A 20,467-nucleotide genomic window follows, 5' to 3' on the forward strand; every position below is an offset into this window, starting at 1 on the left:
GGCAGTTTTCGTTAATTCTTTACTTAGATAACACCACTTTCTTTGATAGAAAACGTCTTATTATCGCAATCAATCTCAGCCCGGGCTCCATAGGGCATAATGCATATCGGCGCGGAATGACCGAAATTCAGCCCATAGAGTATAGGAATTTCTCTGGAGTACTTAGCTACTATCTGCCGTATTAACTCAGCTCTATTTGAAAAAGCATTATTGTCTATGGTCTTGCCGATAACAATACCATTTATTCTCTGAAGTATTCCCTTTTGCCCCAGATATTCGAAATAGGTCCTCACACCTTCTTCATCGAAGAACTCAGGTATATCCTCCACGAACAGAAGGGCTCCGTCATAATCTTCCGGATCAGGCTCGATATCTGTTCCTTCAAGGTCCATGATGCCTGTATGGCCTCCTATTAGCCTACCTGATACACAGCCACTTCCCTGAATGATCTCATATCCTTCGTTTGGAATAAACTCTCTTATCTTTTTCGGATCATAAAGATCTGAGGATTCAAATGCCCACTCCTTTGCAGCCTCTATCATGCCGATGGGTGCAGGGTCAAAGAGTGTTTTTACAAACCAATTTTTACCATATTCGTGCCATCCGGCCTGATCAGCTATGGTCGTAAGGAGATTGTCACCATAAAATGTGGAAAGCCCACAATGATAACACAGGAAATGCAGATACATCACATCGGAATAACCAATAAATATCTTGGGGTTATCCCTTATCGCCTTGGGGTCTATGTATGGGATGACTTTTAGGCTGTCATTGCCTCCAATGTTGGCGATGATCGCACGAACCTCCTTATTCTCAAAGGCCCACATTATATCTTCAGCTCTGTCCTTTGGATTCTTGGAAAGGTACTTCGAACCTCGCATAGAATTTGGCGCAGCCACTACCCGAAGGCCCAACGCCTCTAGCCTAGACACTCCCAGGTCATATTTCCATCTTACATTTGCATCTCCTGCCCATCCGTTACAGGGACTTATAGTCGCTATAAGATCTCCCTTATTCAGATGTGCCGGTTTAACTAAACTCTTCATTGCTATATCCTTGCCTGATCCAATTTTCACAAGCACTGCATAAATCAACAGCAGCACATAGTATTCCCAACGTTGTTTTCCACTTTTTCATCCCCTGATTAAATCCTCCTTTAATTTCCCCCATGGAGTATTATAACCACAAAGAAAGCAGCACACAATCCGTATAGGCATCGTGTACTGCTTAGTTATTGCTTTTTCCAATTACCCCATTGTAGCTTGATTACTATTTTTAATTCCAATAATGCTATATGTCGCCTCGCTTTAAGCCGCTCCGTAACCAAAAGCTTCGCTTTTGCTTACTAGCGCGGGGCATTCGCCCCATGCACGAATAAAAAAAAGCTTGGAAAAGTGCAAGCACTTTCCAAGCTCTTTATATATTCGTACGCGCGGCTCAAAGCCGAAGGCTTTACTCTACGATTGTAGCAACCTTACCTGATCCAACTGTACGTCCACCCTCACGGCTTAACGGTCTTTATATCTATTTGGAAAGCCTTGATTTTACGTGGTTTCTATTCGCATATATCTCATGTTTCGCTTCATTTTTAGTGGTTTTTGAAATTTTTAGAGCCATTTTAGAGCCAGCGGCACGTTATTCAAAAATCATTATGGTCTTTGACCTTATTAACAGAAGCAGGAAAGTACTTTTCTATAGCTTCCTGAAGGTGTTTAAACTCCATATATTGCTTGTAACGTCCAGTTTCAAAACTCTCTTTTATGAAGTTATCAAGTGCCTTGAGAACATCGTACTTGGCAAAGCTATCCACCTTGCCATCCCAATACCCCTCTTGTTGTTCCTCTTCAGCCAGCTCGTATGGCAACAGTATGTCACCTATATACTGTATCTGTCCCTTTTCTTTCAGATATATGCCACAAGCAAAAGTATCGTAGTAATCCGCATTTGACAAATCTACTTCTTTCACATGGATTTCCCTAACAATGGGATCACTCCCATCCCATGGATACATCCTGGCAATTATGACAGGATCCTCATCGTTATAATCAGCTCTCTTGTAAAAATTGCATGGCAGCTGATTATCATCCCCCTGAAGTCCCGCAATAGCATAACCAAAGTCTATCTCGTCAGCTGCACAATCCTTCATGGAATGAAATTCTGAAACTCCGCAGAACCTGTACGAATCTACTGCCCCCTTTACAGCCTGGGTAATATCACTGCCTTTGGATTTCGGCCTCTGCACCTGCGCCTGTTGGATCTGCATTCTGTTATATACTGCATTCACCGCCATACTCATAGACATCATCCTTCCGATAATAAAAACGTGCCCCTTCAAGGATGGTCAATCCATTGAAAAGACACGCATCTCCATTGCTATCTTTTATATCGGCAGAATTCTTTAATTGTTTATAGTTTCTTTCTCTTTAAACTGTATCCTCTGGAATCTGTCAGAATACACGAGTTCTATCGGTTCATGAAGTCCATCATCCATATATTCTTCAGGAGTTCTTAACGTATCTTCATAAAGTTTGAAATCCCAGATCTTGCTTCCTTCGCCATCAACATATTTGCCACAGGCAAATACTGAGCCGTCTTTTTTCTCTGCAAAGGTAACATATGTATAGTCATACTCATCATCTTCTACGGTATATGGCTTATTGTTTTCAAATCTGACTTCATCCATCCAGACCATTTTCACGTCATCCAAAACTTTAACCGGCTCTTCTATGAAATCTTGATTCTTGCTGTCATATCCACAACTTCCAAAGGTGTTGTTGCCCCAGGTCCACAATGTACCATCATCTTTGATGGCAGCCATGCTGAATGAACCACAGGTAACATAGATTGCATTATCAAGCATCTTTGTAGGCTCTGAATAACTGCATCCAATTGTATCATCAGGATGTTTCGCTGATGTAGTCCTGATTTCGCCCCACCACCAGACTGAACCATCATTTTTGAGGGCAATAATACCACCATGACTCGCTCTGGCATATTTTACATCAGTCATTAAACATACTGGGGATGTAGCAACTATATCATCATAATAAATCCATTCTTTCCCATATGGATTTTCCAATCCCATCAATCCGTTTTGATTTGCCCCGGCTCCGTATAATTCACCGTTTTCTGTGAGATAAATCATGAAGAATGCTGCGTAATCAACATGAACCACATTCTCAGCTATCTTCTGTGGTGCGCTTTCATAAGATGAGCGATTCCCGTTGCCTAGCTGTCCTTCACCGTTATCACCCACACCCCAAAGGACATTATCATCATCTATATAATAGTGATTATCATATTCATACTCATTTCTGAAATAATAGTTTGCTATGTCAAAATCGGTATCATCAAGATGAAGTTCATCCATGTTTTCTACATAGTAAACAGGAAGTTCAACAATATCCTCATCAGGATCCACAGTAACAGCATCATCAGATGGGGTAATGGCAGGAATGAACTTAATAAGCACAGCAGCACCAATAGCAATGCACAGAATAGTAAATACCCAGACCAGCCAATTCTTCTTATCAGGCTCATCAAAATTGCTATCAATAATTTCACTCATATCTTTATCTTCAATATCCATAAGTCACCTTTCACCAGTTAACTTTTAAAAATCAAGTATATACAATGGAGCCACAACAATAATAATGCCCATCAGCAATGTCAAAGCCTTAAGAGCTTTACTTTTTTTCCCACAATAATTGATATGTAAGAAATTGTAATTAAGATGTTCTTATTTTTTCCTCAACTTCATTAAACTCATCATAGCTAATTAGTCCAGAAAAGGTTTCATACGATTTCATTAGCATCTGCGCCATAATATCATCTGGTAGTTCCTGAAATACATTTTCGTATTCATTATATATTACTCCAAAAGAAACCTCTTGTTGGTCATAGCTTTCATATAATTCATCTTCAGCAGTTTCAAATTGCTCTTCGGTAATTGCGTTTCCGAAATTATCGGTATAAGAAAAAACAAGTTCATCACTGTCATCGTCTTTAGGCTGGTATTCTTCAACCGCAATCTCGTCATAATGTATTACTCCATTTTCAAGATAAAGGGCACATTTTATATTACCTCCCCATGAAGCTCCTGATTTCCCATGGTTTGTACCGATATACATGTATGTTTGATCAGCCTCGTTATAGAACACTTTTATTTTTTTATATTCAAATTCAGGAGCATCGCCATTGTAATCAATTAACTCAATTCCATTAAAATCAGAATTCACTTCATATATTTCTGCATGAGTAAATATTCCTGTTCCCTGAGTTTCAGATGCAGTAATTTCCAGTCTGCCATTATGATCATAATCCGTGATATAGTAGAGAGTGTGAGCAGATGTTGTTAAACCATCTTCATATGTGATTTTCCAGACATCTCTGTTTTTTACTATGATTGAAATCTGAGAATCAATTAAGTCATTGGATAAATAAGCACTATCCTTAGTCGTAGAATTGTACATCTTTATCTTGTCATAAACATCATGGATTGTACCATCTTCAGGCATGGAATCATTGATATATTTACTAATATCCTTTGAGTATTCAAATGAATCGCCTTTATCCTCGAAGATTCTGACCTCTGTACGAGGAATCACTCCCTGCGGACCTGCACCGGTTATGTATAACAGACCAATGATCACTTCATCTTTTTCATCTTCATTGATATCTTTAAAAGCCACAAAAGATATCCCCTCGAAGAGGTTATCTCTGATGTCGTTTTCATAAACAGAAGGCATTTTATAAATCACCTGATTCTGGTCCATAAGATAAAATGTTGCATCAGCATGTGGATTTGTATCTTTATCAGGTTGGCAAGATACAAATCTCACATCTCCCCATTCATTTAATTGAATGTCAAAAGACTGATCTTCTATTATTTTTGTTGTATCTATTTCTACAATTTCATCCTCATTCTGAGTTATTTCAGCTGTGCTTTCATCATTTCTTTCTTCGCTAGTGCTTTCAGTAGATACTTCATTGTCTGAAACCACTTCCGTATCATATTCATTTGTATTGGAAAAAGAACATGCAGACAAAACGAGCATGCTTGCAAGAATTCCCGCCAAAACTTTTCTTCTTTTCATACCTATCCTCCAAGATAAAGTATCCCCGGTTTCTAATTATATCAGCATGTTAAAAATCATCAATATTACCTTACAAGCTATTCATTTTTTGCATAGTGCAAATTTGTTATTTCACCAAAATAGAAAAGAGTGCAGCATTTGTCAGCCACACTCAAATCTTATTCTGCTATGCTTTTCATTTTTTATCGGATTGATAATTATCTTCATCGTAGATGCAACAGTCAGATTGAAAATCTGATTCAAGGGGCTTGGGGAATCCCCCAACAAGTCGCATATGTATTACATATGCCCCACTTGCCTTTAACAAATATAAGTTAGCGTGTGCGCTCAGGGGTGCGACGCTGCGCCGGCATTTCTCTGATTCCAAGGATGCAATCAATATCATACTTGGCAATGCGGAACTGCTCCATATCTTTCTTAGCCAGCTTGTACTCGGAGTAGGCTTCATTCTTTTTTGAACGTAACTGTTCAAATTCTTCATTAAGTTCTTTAACAGATGGAATCTTTCCTTGGATCTTATTAAATGAATCCTTCGCACTTTTGTGAATCATGATTTCAGCTCTGTGCTCTTCAAAAAACTTTCTGTCAAAACCGGTTGCTTTGTACTTCTGATAAATATCTCTGGTCTTGGAGTAGTCGATTATATTTTTACGGAGCTTTGAGATTTCATCCATCCGTGATTCGCAAATCTTGATTTCATCTCTAAGTTCGCCAAATCTTTTCGCTGACTCTTCAGTTCTTTTCTCCAATTCATCATAAGAACCGATACCATTTTCTTGTATGAACAAAAGAGCTTTCGATACCTGCTTTATATTAAACTTCTTCGCCCAGTTTTCATAACCTTTTCCTTTCGAAGCTATATCCTGAACGTTAATAAGCAGATCAAAGTCTTTCTGGCGATAAAACGGAGTAGATTCTTTCTTGGGTGCAATGATTTTTGAATCACTCTCAATCTTTTTCTTGATATCGATCTCAGTATAGCCATCACCAAGCGATTTAAATCTGACAAAGCGTTTTTGATTATTTCCTTTGACCGAAGTATGCTTACCATGTTTGATTTCATAGCCTTGAGCTTTCATCTCCAAGAGAAAATCGTCAAACGTCTTTGGACTATTAGAGAGAGCTTTGTCAATCGCTTGCCTGATCCCATCACGGATTGTTCTATCGCTATGGAAATTGTTGTACACCTTATCACTGTGATATGGCTCATCTGCAATCACTGAATATCCATTTTCAAGACAGATAAGATTGGACAGGCGCCCCAACGCAATCCCTGATTTATGAAAGTCTCTAAACTTCCTGTCACAATCAAGATTAACCGCATTGAATATAACATGATTATGAATATGTGCTCTGTTCGTATGTGTTGCGACAACAAATGCATGCTCACCTTTTGTAAACCTCATAGCTGTTTCATAACCAATACGGTTTGCTTCTTCAGGTGTTATCTCTCCAGGCTTAAAGGACTGTCGTATCTGATAAGCTATAACATTGTCAGATGCCTTATCCCCAACCTTCTGAATATATTCCCTCATGGATAAGTCGAATTCCTCTGCTGCAGTTATTGGATCACATTCATAGGCTGTTATCCACTTGCCTTCTTCAGTCTTCTCATCATCCTCAACATAATCAATGCTGCCTTTTGCTCCGCCTCCTTTTCCTCCACCCTTACTTCCATGAATTGCAATAAGTCTTGTAGCTGCCATAATTTCCCCCTATGCTATCTTTGCTAGACTTCTGAGTAGCTCTTTAATAGAACTCCATATTAGCTCCTGCTGGTCCTTTAACTCCTTTATGTCCTTAATGAAAATGCTGCCGGTCTCGTTTGCCTTTTTGGCATATTGATTGAGATTATTACTGCAGATCCTCATAAGTCTGACTATCTCTTTTGTATCTGACAGATCAAGACAGATAATATATCCCTGCATAATCAACTTCCTTAGAAACGCACTCCTGTTTCTAACACCGGCATCCTCCATTCTCTGTTGTATAAGTTCCTTTTCCTTTTGCGAAACACGGAACTGCAATATGCAGTCCCTCTCATCAATCATCTTCCCCATTTGCCCCTCCTAACTCATGATCTCTTGTAGCATATTCATGCATACCATGATTAACCTTCTGATTGTTGTAATTCTCTGCGGTCTGTATGGACCTATACAAAGCAGTGATAAGGTATGATCTGATATTGCCGATATCTGTGTAAGTTTTATCGAGGCACTCGGTTACATACTCGATATGCTCACTTGTAAGTTTCAAAAAGACAGACTTCACAACCTCAAGCGGTTTATCTTCCCCACCGACTCTGATAGTGTCCTTCTTGGAACAAACAACATCGCAGATGATCTCATAGATTTCATCAATGCGCTTTTGTTCAGCTTCACTACTTTGCCTGGCCATGAGATTCTCAAAATCAATGTTCTCCTTGATAACTTCTCTATAGGCAGCTATCTCATCTATCTCATCAATCTGCTTTACAGGCTTTCCTCTACATCCGGAAGGCCCATGAACATAGAAACTACCATCTGTCTTTAGATTGATTGGATTGTTGTACTCTTTAGTAGTAATCTCTGTAGTAATCTCTGTACTTGTAGTACCCTGAAGGTAATTACCCTCTGCCCTAACTGAAACCACCGTATTATCATCAAAGACACACGGTGGTTCCTTCAAAGACACACCCTCAGAAGATCTATGGATATAAGTGATCTCCTTTAATTTTTCCGGCACAAGCTCAAGATACATATTGTTGTGTAATTTCATTCCATCTTTGGTTGTTTCATCAACCAAATGCTTCTTAATTACACCCTTTCTACATAGAAAGTCCAGCGCCAACCTTGCCTGCTTCTTTGATACACCAAACTGGTCCTCAATCTGCCTGTAACTCCTTTGAAGGAAGTCCTTCTTAAACTTCTTTTTATACCCCACTAAGGCTCCGGTCCTCTCGTCCCTGATCTCAGTAGGACGGTACCAATACAGAATGTCACTGAGGATATCTATCGCCAGAAGCATTGGCTTTCCGTTAGGACCTCTAAGTGTCTTAAACCATTCTGCCGGAATAATATTTCCGGTAAAATTCATTTCTGAAATCTGATCTACTATCGTATTACCAGTAGATAATGCAAGTTCCAAGTATCATTCCCCCTTCAACAAAAACTCTGTTAAAAAGCAGGGAGCTTTGCTATACTAAATTTGCGAGATTGAGTATAGATAAGCTCCGGCTTTTCTACTCGATTGTGCCCTGGTCCCTGGCCGGGGCATTTCTATTTAGGTCATTCAAAAGATTTGCTACCCTCTTCTGCTCACTTGGATAAAGGTGTCCATAAGTATTGAGCGTAACCTTTATATCCTTATGTCCAAGTCTCTCCTTGATGATAAGCGGCTGTACTCCCTGATTGATAAGATAGGCACAATGTGAATGCCTAAGATCGTGTACTCTGATTTTCTTTACCTCAGCCTTTTTGATATGCCTTGCCATTATATGCTGCAAAGCTTCCGCAACTACCGGAAACAACCTTGCATCTGTTGGATGCTTATACAGTTTGCTCCAATAATCTTGAACCTCATCAACCAGGAACTTCGGAAGATCAATGGTCCTGATGGATGAATCCGTTTTGGGAGTAGTAATAACGTCCTCACCATGCAATCTGAAATAGGTCTTGTTGATTCGAAGAGTCATCTGCCCTACATCGATATCATTTTTCGTAAGTGCAAGCAGCTCACCTTCACGCATCCCAGTCCAGAAAAGAAGCTCAAACATCAGATAGTGCATACTTCCCTTATCAAACGTATCGATAAACTTCCTGTACTCTTCTAAGGTCCAAAAGTTAAGGCTTCTGTTATCCGAGCGTCCCATCTTCTTAACTCGCTTACAAGGATTATCCTTGAGGTAATATATCCTCTGTGCATGGATGAAAAGAGCCGTGACCTGATTCTGAAGCATCCTCAGATATGCGTCTGAATAGTCTTTACTGTCCTTAACTGCTTTCTGCCACGCTAAAATATCTGAGGCAGTGATCTCATTCATCTTCTTGTTACCCAGGTAAGGAATTACGTGAGTTTCAAACATGTATCTCTTATTCCTGAGAGTCCTCTGCTTAAGCTCTACTTCCTTGTCTTTGAGATATACTTCTACAAAAGATGAAAGCATCATATCCATATCAGCTCTGGCTTGTTTTACGAACTCAGCCTCATACTGCTGTGCTTCTCTTTTCGTTTTGAAGCCTCTCTTGTTCTTCTTGTGTTTCTTCCCGGTCCAATCAGTATAGTAGAACTGACTTCGCCAGGTATTAGAATCGTTCTCCTTATATACCGGCATGTTGTCCCCCTTAAGCTGTGAATCCGTAATATCTTTCTTCGAAGTACCTGACAGGAATCTTTCCTGCAATCACAAGATACCCTTTTGATGCAAGCTCCTTATTCATCTTCTGAACAAGTTTGTATGAATGTCCTACAGACACTCCAAGTATCTCTGCTACCTCCTTTGCTGTTAGATAAATCTTGCCTTCTCTCATAGTGTTTGTCCTCCTTTATGATTTATTTTTGGTTTGTAGCTCACTCGCTACATTCTTTATATTGTCATTATATGTAGCGCACTCGCTACAGTCAATAGGTATTTTAAATTTTTGTAGTTTGTCAGCTACATTAGTGTTATAATTTGCTTATCAAATTGATTTCAAGTTCAGTATTCATGGGAGGATACAGACTTTATGACAATAGCTGACAGAATTAAAAAAATAAGGGAAATCTTTGGAATAACATCCAACGAATTTGCCAAGATCACCGGAATCCATCCGGTTTCTATAAGGAAATATGAGACAAATAAAATGGTTCCCGGAAATGATGTGATTGAGAAGATGAGTGAAGCACTAAGGCTTCCAAAGTATATCTTCGAGGGTTTACCAAAACAGTATACCGATTACTCCTTTGAGGGCGATTTTTATCAGCAGTTACTGCTTTTATTAGATAACGGCACATTAAATTTAGAAGGACCCTCTAAAGATAGTGACGGCAAGGATAAGTCCCCATATGGTACATGGTTCTCAGTCAATCCTTTACTTTCTAAGTACATAAAGGTAAGACGAAATGGAGAGGAGATACCTATTGAAGATATACAGATAACTCTGGATCCACTATACTCGAACCCAAACAACAGAGCTGCATTTCTTCTCATGTCTTTTCAACATCTCGAAAAGGCAAGAGAAGCACTTAGTAAAAAATATTGGAAATCAAAAAGTGAGACTAGGGAAGACTATGCAAATCGTCTGACAGAATTAGCTCTCAATACTCAACTTGAATTGATGCTATTAGGGCATTCTTGGAAGCAGTACATGAATGCACCAAAAACACGTGAAGAATTAGATGCAGCCTATCAAAAAGTGTTCGAAGCTGGTGGTGACTATTATGACCTAATTGATCAATTGGATATTCCAGAGGCAGAGAAAAATAATTATATCCATCACTATGAGGACGCATGGATTGAATTACATGCCATCGATGTGGGCGAATATCCCCATGATGGTTCCGAAGATGAAAAATGGGCCTATGCACAGAAAATAATAGATGCTATAGAAAAGTATAAAGAGGACCATCCTGATTACCCAAAAGAGATAAGAGAGGCTTGTGCTGTAGAAACACGGCAGCGCTATGAAGAATATCTAAAAGAACAGAGAAAAAGCAAAAAGAAAAAAGTTGAACCAAAAAAGTCTGCTCCTCAAAATTGAGGAGTCAAAAACGAAAAATCGAGTGCTCAAAACTGAGCACTCGGTCTAGCTAATGGCGCTCCTTTCGGAGTGTCTTTTTTATAGAAATCAGTTACAATCGCTACATTTCTTTCTGACTAATAGGCTTGAGATAATTCTTTTTTAATGTCCTGACATCTTCAAAAAAGTATTTCTCAGATTTAGAAAGAATATGTTTTTCAAGCTTCAGCTCCGCCAGTTTTATAGTACAAATAAGATCAGCAACCTGGAACAGCCTATACTCAGAAGGAAGAACTCTTCTAAATTCAACATTGTCCAAAAGAACATTAAATACAGATGACAGAATTCTACTCACTTCTACCTGACCATTATCGTAGTATATTTTCACACAATCATACCCGATGAAAAAATCCATATTGGACCTTATAAACGCAGCAAGAAGCTTACTCAGTTTTCCAACAGCCTCAACCGAATCATCCATATTTTTCTTTTCTATATAGATAGATTTTACCTTCACATCAACTTTTCTAGTGAAAGTCATCATATTCCTTAGAATTTTCCTTTTATTCTCTACAGTATATTCCTTATACTCATGCTCAGATCTAATTATTGGTCCTGCATGCACACAATGATGCGGCAATCCCAAATACTGCATCTGCGTTTCAAGTTTAGCCAGATCCTCAGTGATATCAACTGCTTGATCATGCATTACCATTGATATTATATAAAACGGAGAATGGGGATCATATTCACCAAAATCTCCAGATTCGTCTACAAATATACTTAATTCCTTCATACCCCTCCATTTATTGCATGAAAAAAGCGGGTGTCTTACCCGCCAATAGGTGGACCCGGGTCTTTCGACCAGCCCAGAAAGCTTTCGCTCTCTTCTTAAGAGAATATTACCATTATCCGTATTGAAAAACAAGTACAAGAATAATAAATTTATACTATTTTCATGGCTGAATTTTGGCACCGGAAACACCCTTTACAAAGGCGCATAAATACTGCCTTTTAGAAAAAACTCAAAATTTTTAGAGCCAAATTAGAGCCAAAGGTCATTTTCGGCTAGATTGTATACAAAAAAACAGCTTCCAGAGAAACTCTGGAAGCTGCATAAAATCTAGGTTTGTTAAGATTACTCTACGATTGTAGCAACCTTACCTGATCCAACTGTACGTCCACCCTCACGGATAGCGAACTTAAGACCCTGCTCCATAGCGATAGGGTGGATAAGCTCGATAGACATTGTTACGTGGTCACCAGGCATGCACATCTCAACACCATCAGGGAGGTTGCAGACACCTGTAACGTCAGTTGTTCTGAAATAGAACTGAGGTCTGTAGTTTGTGAAGAAAGGTGTATGACGGCCACCCTCGTCCTTAGTAAGAACGTAAACCTCAGCAGTGAACTTCTTGTGGCAAGTTACTGTGCCGGGCTTTGTGATAACCTGACCTCTCTGGATTCCATCACGGTCAACACCACGAAGAAGAAGACCAACGTTGTCACCAGCCTCGCAGTAATCCATAGTCTTTCTGAACATCTCGATACCAGTACATACTGACTTAGATGTCTCTTCCTTGATTCCAACGATTTCGATTTCGTCGTTGAGGTTAAGGTGACCTCTCTCTACTCTACCAGTAGCAACTGTTCCACGTCCTGTGATTGTGAATACGTCCTCAACAGGCATAAGGAAAGGCTTATCTGTCTCACGAGTAGGTTCAGGGATATACTCATCAACTGTGTTCATGAGCTCGATGATCTTCTCACCCCACTCGCTCTTAGGATCCTCAAGAGCCTTAAGAGCTGAACCACGGATGATAGGTGTGTCATCTCCAGGGAACTCATACTCTGTAAGAAGGTCTCTGATCTCCATCTCAACGAGGTCAAGAAGCTCAGGATCATCAACCATATCGCACTTGTTCATGAATACGATGATGTAAGGAACACCTACCTGACGAGCAAGAAGAACGTGCTCCTTGGTCTGAGCCATAACACCATCAGTAGCAGCAACTACAAGGATTGATCCATCCATCTGAGCTGCACCAGTGATCATGTTCTTTACATAGTCAGCGTGGCCAGGGCAGTCAACGTGAGCATAGTGTCTGTGCTCTGTCTCGTACTCGATGTGAGCAGAGTTGATTGTGATTCCTCTTTCCTTCTCTTCAGGAGCCTTATCGATCTGATCGAATGCTACTGCAGGGCTGAATCCTCTGTCAGCAAGTACTGCTGTGATAGCAGCTGTAAGAGTTGTCTTACCATGGTCAACGTGTCCGATTGTACCAATGTTAACGTGCGGTTTGGTTCTGTCAAACTTAGCTTTTGCCATTTCTAAATATCCTCCTTAAGTGAAATGTTACTTAAACATTTTCATACATAATTTAACCGACTATATCGATTATATTAAATGTTTGCCACTAAATCAAGCTTTTTGCTTGATTTAAGCGGCATACATTCATTTTTTTATCAGTTGCCCTTGTTAGAAAGGACTTTTTCCTGAACATTCTTCGGAACAGGAGCATACTTCTCGAAGAACATTGAGTAGTTACCACGTCCCTGTGTTCTGGAACGAAGGTCTGTTGCATATCCGAACATCTCTGCAAGAGGCACATGTGCTCTAACGATCTTACCACCGCCGAGATCATCCATACCTTCAACCTGTCCACGACGAGAGTTAACGTCACCGATAACGTCTCCCATGTACTCTTCAGGCATAGTAACCTCAACCTTCATGATAGGCTCAAGAAGAACAGGTGCACCCTTCTGCATAGCATCCTTGAATGCCATAGATCCAGCGATGTGGAATGCCATTTCTGATGAGTCAACCTCGTGGTATGATCCATCATAAACTGTAGCGTGAACACCAACAACAGGATATCCACCAAGAGTACCGGCCTTCATAGCCTCCTCGATACCTTCGCTGATAGGCTGGATGAATTCCTTAGGAATAGCACCGCCGACAACTTCGCTATCGAACTGGTAAAGATTATCTCCGTTAGCATCCATGGGCTCGAAACGAACCTTACAGTGACCGTACTGACCACGTCCACCGGACTGCTTAGCATACTTTGACTCAACGTCTACGGCCTTTGTGATAGCTTCTCTGTAAGCAACCTGAGGAGCACCAACGTTAGCCTCAACCTTGTACTCTCTAAGAAGTCTGTCAACGATGATATCAAGGTGAAGCTCACCCATACCAGCGATGATGGTCTGACCTGTCTCAGGGTTTGTATGAGCTCTGAAGGTAGGATCCTCTTCAGCGAGCTTCATAAGAGCCTCATCAAGCTTCTGCTGACCAGCCTTAGTCTTAGGCTCGATAGCAAGCTCGATAACGGGATCAGGGAACTCCATAGACTCAAGGATTACAGGGTTCTTCTCATCACAGAGTGTATCACCTGTAACTGTGTTCTTAAGACCAACAGCTGCAGCGATATCACCTGAATAAACCTTCTCAAGGTCTGAACGCTTGTTAGCGTGCATCTGAAGGATACGTCCAAGACGTTCCTTGTTGTCCTTTGTACTGTTGAGTACATAAGAACCTGAATTTGCTGTACCACGATATACACGGAAGAATGCAAGCTTTCCTACGAAAGGATCGCTGACAATCTTGAATGCGAGAGCTGCGAATGGGCCATCATCTGTTGACTCAACCTCAATCTCGTTGCCATCCATATCTGTTCCCTTACAAGCAGGGATATCAAGAGGTGAAGGCATGAATTCGATAACAGCATCGATGAGCTTCTGGATACCTCTGTTCTTGTGGGCTGAACCACAGCAAACAGGGAATGCCTTACACTCACATGTAGCCTTACGAAGAGCTGCCTTAAGGTCAGCAACTGAAGGCTCTTCACCCTCAAGGTACTGCATCATAAGGTCCTCATCAAGATCGCAGATCTTCTCAACGAGCTCTGAGTGATAAAGCTCAGCGTCATCCTTGAGGTCAGCAGGGATCTCACCAATCTGAACATCCTCGCCCTTATCACCGTTATAGATGTAAGCCTGCATCTCGAAAAGATCAATAACTCCCATGAACTGATCCTCAGCTCCGATAGGAATCTCGATCATAATAGCATTTTTCTTAAGTCTATTACGGATCTGCTCAACAGCTCCGAAATAGTTTGCTCCAATGATATCCATCTTGTTGATGAATGCCATACGAGGAACATTAAATCCGTCAGCCTGACGCCAAACGTTCTCAGACTGAGGCTCAACGCCTTCCTTCGCACTGAATACGCCTACGGCGCCATCAAGTACACGAAGTGAACGCTCAACCTCAACGGTAAAGTCAACGTGACCGGGTGTATCAATGATGTTGATACGGTGCTCTAAAGCGCCGGGCTTTGTCTTTCCGTTTTCCTGAAGTGTCCAGTGGCAAGTTGTAGCTGCGGATGTGATTGTGATACCTCTCTCCTGCTCCTGAGCCATGTAGTCCATGGTAGCAGTTCCTTCGTAGGTCTCACCAATCTTATAGTTAACACCGGTATAGTAAAGAATACGCTCAGTAAGAGTAGTCTTTCCTGCATCGATATGAGCCATGATACCAATGTTTCTGGTTCTCTCCAATGGGTATTGTCTCTCAGCCAAAGGTTCTTCCTCCTAAATATTTAAATGAAGCTTAACCTGATAATTCCCAATAACAGATTAGAATCTGTAGTGTGAGAATGCCTTGTTTGCTTCTGCCATCTTGTGCATGTCTTCTTTTCTCTTTACAGCTGCACCAGTGTTGTTGTATGCATCCATAATCTCTGAAGCGAGTCTGTCAACCATAGTCTTCTCGCCTCTTGCACGTGAAAAGTTTACAAGCCAACGAAGTGCAAGAGCCTGACGTCTATCAGGTCTAACCTCGATAGGAACCTGGTAAGTAGCACCACCAATACGTCTAGCTTTTACTTCGAGAGCGGGCATGATGTTGTTCATAGCTCCCTCGAATATTTCAAGAGCAGGCTTACCAGCCTTCTCCTCTACCTGTGCGAATGCTCCGTATACGATCTTCTGAGCTACACCCTTCTTGCCATCAAGCATAACGGTGTTAACAAGCTTGGTTACAACCTTGTTATCGTATAAAGGATCCGCTAATACGTCACGTTTTACAATATGTCCTTTACGCGGCACGGTTCTTCCCTCCTTTAGAATTGCAATGATAGTAATAAAATCACTGCTTACTACAATCATCGGTACTCACTAATTTAGTGTACGTGCGGTTTTCTAACTAATTACTATATCTATAGAATAGAACAGAATCCCAACACTTATAAAATTAGCATGTTAATTAACTGTTAGTAATTATTGAATAATTACTTCTTGGCTGCCTTAGGTCTCTTAGCGCCATACTTAGAACGAGCCTGTTTTCTGTCGGCTACGCCTGCAGTATCAAGAGTACCTCTGATGATGTGGTATCTTGTACCAGGCAGATCCTTAACTCTTCCACCACGGATGAGAACAACGCTGTGCTCCTGAAGGTTGTGTCCCTCACCAGGAATGTAGCTTGTTACCTCAATACCGTTAGAAAGACGCACTCTGGCGATTTTTCTCAGAGCAGAGTTAGGCTTCTTAGGTGTAGCTGTCTTAACAGCTGTGCAGACACCACGCTTCTGAGGAGAAGCTGTAGCAGTTGCCTTCTTGTGAAGAGAGTTGAATCCCTTCTGAAGAGCAGGTGCTGTAGACTTCTTAACAGATGTCTGACGACCCTTTCTAACTAACTGGTTAAATGTTGGCATTCTTCTTACCTCCTATTTTGATAAAAAACTTGAGCATAAATTGCTCACTTGCACCTTAAAATCAAGGCACAAACATCTATGCATAAACAAAGGGGCAGAATTTCACCCCTTTGCCTGCACACGCAATTATGAATTATAAATACTATTATTTTGGTTGTCAACTAAATTTTTAATTAACAAGTCCCCAAAACTACAGAAGAATTAATCTTCATCATCAGAAACTACTACTTCGTCATCAACAAGATCGATGTCATCGTCCTCAGTGATGAACTCATCATCATAGTCTCTTCTTCTCTTCTTAAGAATGAGCTTCTCAGGATCCTTGAAGTTCGCATCGGTATTAAGAGCTGTGTTTCTGTATCTCTTCATACCTGTTCCTGCAGGAATCAGCTTACCGATAATAACGTTTTCCTTAAGACCGATAAGTGGATCAACCTTACCCTTGATAGCTGCATCTGTAAGAACCTTGGTTGTCTCCTGGAAGGAAGCAGCTGACAGGAATGAGTTGGTTGCAAGAGCTGCCTTGGTGATACCAAGGATTACCTGCTTACCTTCAGCGGGCTTCTTGCCGTCTGAAATAAGTTCCTCGTTGCTATCCTCGAAGTCGAGAACATCTACAAGAGTTCCGGGAAGGAAATCTGTATCTCCGCTCTCGTCGATTCTTACTTTCTTAAGCATCTGACGAACAATAACCTCGATGTGCTTGTCGCAGATATCAACACCCTGCAAGCGGTAAACTCTCTGAACCTCTCTGAGGAGATAGTCCTGAACCGCCCTGATTCCCTTGATCTTAAGAAGATCATGAGGGTTAACGGAACCTTCTGTAAGTTCATCACCGGCTTCGATTGTAACGCCGTCCTGAACCTTGATACGTGATCCGTAAGGAATCAGATAAGCCTTTGATTCACCGGTTTCATCGTTAGTAACGATAACCTCACGCTTCTTCTTTGTATCTCTGATCTCAACCTTTCCATCAAGCTCAGAGATGATGGCAAGTCCCTTAGGCTTTCTTGCCTCGAAAAGCTCCTCTACACGGGGAAGACCCTGTGTGATATCGCCACCGGCAACACCACCGGTATGGAAAGTTCTCATTGTAAGCTGTGTACCGGGCTCACCGATTGACTGAGCAGCGATGATACCAACTGCCTCGCCGACCTGAACAGCCTCACCAGTTGCCATGTTAGCACCGTAGCACTTAGCACAGATTCCGTTGTGTGAACGGCATGTAAGTATTGTACGGATCTTAACTGCCTCAACAGGCTGTCCCTTAGAGTTGACACCAACTGAAAGGATCTTAGCGGCACGGGATGGTGTGATCATGTGATTCTTCTTAACGATCACGTTTCCATCTTTATCCTTAATAGTCTCGCAGGAATATCTTCCTGTTATTCTGTCCTTTAATGGCTCGATTGTTTCCTTGCCGTCCATGAATGCCTTAACGGTCATTCCGGGGATAACTTCCTTGTCTGCACAGCAGTCGAGATCACGGATGATAAGTTCCTGTGATACGTCTACCATTCGACGTGTAAGGTATCCTGAGTCGGCAGTACGAAGAGCTGTATCTGACAGACCCTTACGAGCTCCGTGAGCTGACATGAAGTATTCCAGAACGTCCAGACCTTCACGGAAGTTTGACTTGATAGGAAGCTCGATGGTACGTCCGGTTGTATCTGCCATAAGTCCACGCATACCGGCCAGCTGCTTGATCTGCTGGTTACTACCACGGGCACCGGAGTCAGCCATCATGTAGATGTTGTTGTACTTATCAAGTCCCTTAAGAAGCTCATCTGTAAGGAGTTTATCGGTTTCCATCCAGGTGTCTACTACTGCACGATAACGCTCTTCGTCAGTAATGAGACCACGACGGAAGTTCATAGCGATCTTATCAACTGTAGCCTGTGCTTCATCAAGCATTTCCTGCTTCTGCTTAGGCACGGTCATATCAGCGATTGAAACGGTCATGGCAGCACGGGTTGAATAGTGATAACCGGTTGACTTGATCTTATCAAGAACCTCTGCTGTAGCAAATGTTCCGTGAGTGTTGATCATAGCGGTTACGATATTCTTCAGCTGCTTCTTACCTACCATGAAATCAACTTCAAGCTTGAAGTAGTTTTCAGGGTCGTTTCTGTCTACAAAACCAAGATCCTGAGGAATGATCTCGTTAAAGAGGAATCTTCCGAGAGTAGACTCTACAATACCTGTAACAGTCTCTCCTGCAGGAGTTGTTCTGTCCATTCTGATCTTAATTCTTGTCTGAAGTGTGAGGTAGCCGTTCTCATAAGCAAGAATAGCTTCGTCAACACTCTTAAAGAACTTACCCTCTCCAAGGGCGCCCGGTCTTTCCTGTGTAAGATAGTAGATACCAAGTACCATATCCTGTGTAGGAACGTTTACAGGGCCACCGTCTGAAGGCTTAAGCAGGTTGTTAGGTGCAAGCATAAGGAATCTGCACTCAGCCTGAGCCTCTACTGACAGAGGAAGGTGTACAGCCATCTGGTCACCGTCGAAGTCGGCGTTGAAAGGTGTACATACAAGAGGGTGAAGCTTGATAGCCTTACCTTCTACAAGGATGGGCTCGAAAGCCTGAATACCAAGTCTGTGAAGTGTGGGAGCACGGTTAAGCATAACAGGATGCTCCTTGATTACATCTTCAAGAACGTCCCAAACCTGCTCGTCAAGTCTCTCAACAAGCTTCTTGGCATTCTTTATGTTCTGTGAGATTCCTCTGGAAACGAGCTCTTTCATAACGAAAGGCTTGAACAGCTCGATAGCCATTTCCTTAGGAAGTCCGCACTGATAAATCTTAAGTTCAGGTCCAACGACGATAACTGAACGTCCTGAATAATCTACACGCTTACCAAGAAGGTTCTGACGGAAACGTCCTGACTTACCCTTAAGCATATCTGAAAGTGACTTCAGTGCTCTGTTACCGGGTCCTGTTACAGGTCTTCCTCTTCTTCCGTTATCGATAAGTGCGTCAACAGCCTCCTGGAGCATTCTCTTCTCGTTACGAACAATGATGTCCGGAGCACCGAGATCGATAAGTCTCTTAAGTCTGTTATTTCTGTTGATAATTCTTCTGTAAAGATCGTTAAGATCTGATGTAGCAAAACGTCCACCGTCAAGCTGTACCATAGGACGAAGATCCGGAGGAATAACCGGAATGCAATCCATGATCATCCATTCAGGAAGGTTTCCTGACTCTCTGAAGGCCTCAACAACCTCGAGTCTCTTGATGATTCTTGCTCTCTTCTGTCCGCTGGAAGTATCAAGGCCTTCTTTTAACTCCTTGTACTCAGCTTCAAGGTCGATATCATGAAGGAGCTCTTTAATGGACTCAGCTCCCATGCCGGCGCGGAACTTGCCGCCCCACTCTTCTCTTGCATCCTGATACTCTTTCTCAGAAAGAACCTGCTTGTACTCAAGAGTGGTCTCTCCGGGATCAAGTACGATGTATGATGCAAAATAGAGTACCTTCTCGAGAACACGGGGAGAAAGGTCAAGAATAAGACCCATTCTGCTAGGTATTCCCTTGAAGTACCAGATATGTGATACAGGAGCTGCAAGCTCGATGTATCCCATTCTTTCACGACGTACGCTTGATTTCGTGATCTCTACGCCGCAACGGTCGCAGACAACACCTTTATATCTAATCTTCTTGTACTTACCACAGTGACATTCCCAGTCCTTGGTAGGTCCAAATATCTTCTCGCAGAACAGACCGTCTCTTTCAGGCTTAAGTGTTCTGTAGTTGATTGTCTCAGGCTTAGTAACCTCTCCACTGTGAGGGTCATTATCAATTCTGTGAGCCCAGCTTCTGATCTTCTCAGGAGAAGCAAGGCCGATCTTGATTGAGTCAAAAGTCATGGGCTGATAAGTCTGCTGCTGAGTTGATCTTCCGCTTGAAGCTTCATTTATTGCTTTATTCATTGTTGAATCAGACATTCGTAACCTC

General features: G+C 41.6%; 16 protein-coding genes. 1 reads left to right on the forward strand and 15 read right to left on the reverse strand.

The genetic code is table 11. The features are described 5' to 3' along the window. Positions 1-23 precede the first annotated feature (23 nt). The 9 genes from T359_RS0105540 to T359_RS0105580 all read right to left on the reverse strand — a co-directional run bounded on the left by T359_RS0105540 (position 24) and on the right by T359_RS0105580 (position 9,604). A complete protein-coding gene (locus T359_RS0105540) occupies positions 24-1,046 on the reverse strand; it encodes a S66 family peptidase (protein WP_035783848.1) in 1,023 nt (340 codons plus the stop codon). A 593-nt stretch (positions 1,047-1,639) separates the two neighbouring features. Next, on the reverse strand, positions 1,640-2,296 hold the full coding sequence (locus tag T359_RS0105545) for a hypothetical protein (protein ID WP_026516608.1): 657 nt from the start codon (positions 2,294-2,296) through the stop codon (positions 1,640-1,642). A gap of 102 nt (positions 2,297-2,398) precedes the next feature. After that, positions 2,399-3,589 carry an RCC1 domain-containing protein gene (locus tag T359_RS21345; protein ID WP_026516609.1) on the reverse strand — a complete coding sequence of 397 codons (1,191 nt, stop codon included), beginning with the start codon at positions 3,587-3,589 and terminating at the stop codon, positions 2,399-2,401. 139 nt (positions 3,590-3,728) lie between these two features. Then, positions 3,729-5,096 carry a hypothetical protein gene (locus tag T359_RS0105555; protein ID WP_026516610.1) on the reverse strand — a complete coding sequence of 456 codons (1,368 nt, stop codon included), beginning with the start codon at positions 5,094-5,096 and terminating at the stop codon, positions 3,729-3,731. A gap of 314 nt (positions 5,097-5,410) precedes the next feature. Beyond that, positions 5,411-6,802 carry a relaxase/mobilization nuclease domain-containing protein gene (locus T359_RS0105560; RefSeq protein ID WP_026516611.1) on the reverse strand — a complete coding sequence of 464 codons (1,392 nt, stop codon included), beginning with the start codon at positions 6,800-6,802 and terminating at the stop codon, positions 5,411-5,413. Between the two features lie 9 nt (positions 6,803-6,811). Beyond that, positions 6,812-7,156: a plasmid mobilization protein gene (locus tag T359_RS0105565; protein ID WP_026516612.1), complete on the reverse strand. Its 345-nt coding sequence runs from the start codon at positions 7,154-7,156 to the stop codon at positions 6,812-6,814. Then, entirely contained in the window at positions 7,140-8,222 is a 1,083-nt protein-coding gene (locus tag T359_RS21350) for a DUF6017 domain-containing protein (RefSeq protein ID WP_051192177.1), read from the reverse strand. Before T359_RS21350 ends, T359_RS0105565 begins: the two co-directional genes overlap by 17 nt. Positions 8,223-8,316: 94 nt before the next feature. Then, positions 8,317-9,408, reverse strand: coding sequence for a site-specific integrase (locus T359_RS0105575; protein ID WP_026516613.1), 1,092 nt, complete (start codon positions 9,406-9,408; stop codon positions 8,317-8,319). A gap of 10 nt (positions 9,409-9,418) precedes the next feature. Beyond that, positions 9,419-9,604 carry a DNA-binding protein gene (locus tag T359_RS0105580; RefSeq protein ID WP_026516614.1) on the reverse strand — a complete coding sequence of 62 codons (186 nt, stop codon included), beginning with the start codon at positions 9,602-9,604 and terminating at the stop codon, positions 9,419-9,421. A gap of 195 nt (positions 9,605-9,799) precedes the next feature. Here T359_RS0105580 and T359_RS0105585 point away from each other — a divergent pair, with 195 nt between their 5' ends. Beyond that, positions 9,800-10,813: a helix-turn-helix domain-containing protein gene (locus T359_RS0105585; RefSeq protein ID WP_026516615.1), complete on the forward strand. Its 1,014-nt coding sequence runs from the start codon at positions 9,800-9,802 to the stop codon at positions 10,811-10,813. A gap of 100 nt (positions 10,814-10,913) precedes the next feature. Here T359_RS0105585 and T359_RS0105590 read toward each other — a convergent pair whose 3' ends face one another. The 6 genes from T359_RS0105590 to rpoC form a co-directional block, all read right to left on the reverse strand. After that, positions 10,914-11,588, reverse strand: a complete 675-nt coding sequence (locus tag T359_RS0105590; RefSeq protein ID WP_026516616.1) for a DUF3800 domain-containing protein — start codon at positions 11,586-11,588, stop codon at positions 10,914-10,916. Between the two features lie 342 nt (positions 11,589-11,930). Further along, complete coding sequence (gene tuf, locus T359_RS0105595) at positions 11,931-13,121, reverse strand: elongation factor Tu (protein ID WP_022778069.1); 1,191 nt, start codon at positions 13,119-13,121, stop codon at positions 11,931-11,933. A 137-nt stretch (positions 13,122-13,258) separates the two neighbouring features. Then, positions 13,259-15,376: an elongation factor G gene (fusA, locus tag T359_RS0105600; protein ID WP_026516617.1), complete on the reverse strand. Its 2,118-nt coding sequence runs from the start codon at positions 15,374-15,376 to the stop codon at positions 13,259-13,261. 57 nt (positions 15,377-15,433) lie between these two features. Further along, positions 15,434-15,904, reverse strand: a complete 471-nt coding sequence (gene rpsG / locus T359_RS0105605) for a 30S ribosomal protein S7 (protein ID WP_026516618.1) — start codon at positions 15,902-15,904, stop codon at positions 15,434-15,436. 182 nt (positions 15,905-16,086) lie between these two features. Then, positions 16,087-16,509, reverse strand: coding sequence for a 30S ribosomal protein S12 (gene rpsL, locus T359_RS0105610; protein WP_022770014.1), 423 nt, complete (start codon positions 16,507-16,509; stop codon positions 16,087-16,089). Positions 16,510-16,710: 201 nt separating this feature from the next. After that, entirely contained in the window at positions 16,711-20,442 is a 3,732-nt protein-coding gene (gene rpoC, locus T359_RS0105615; protein WP_051545026.1) for a DNA-directed RNA polymerase subunit beta', read from the reverse strand. Between the last annotated feature and the right edge of the window lie 25 nt (positions 20,443-20,467).

It is taken from the genome of Butyrivibrio sp. MC2021, from assembly GCF_000621605.1.
Classification (GTDB): domain Bacteria; phylum Bacillota; class Clostridia; order Lachnospirales; family Lachnospiraceae; genus Butyrivibrio.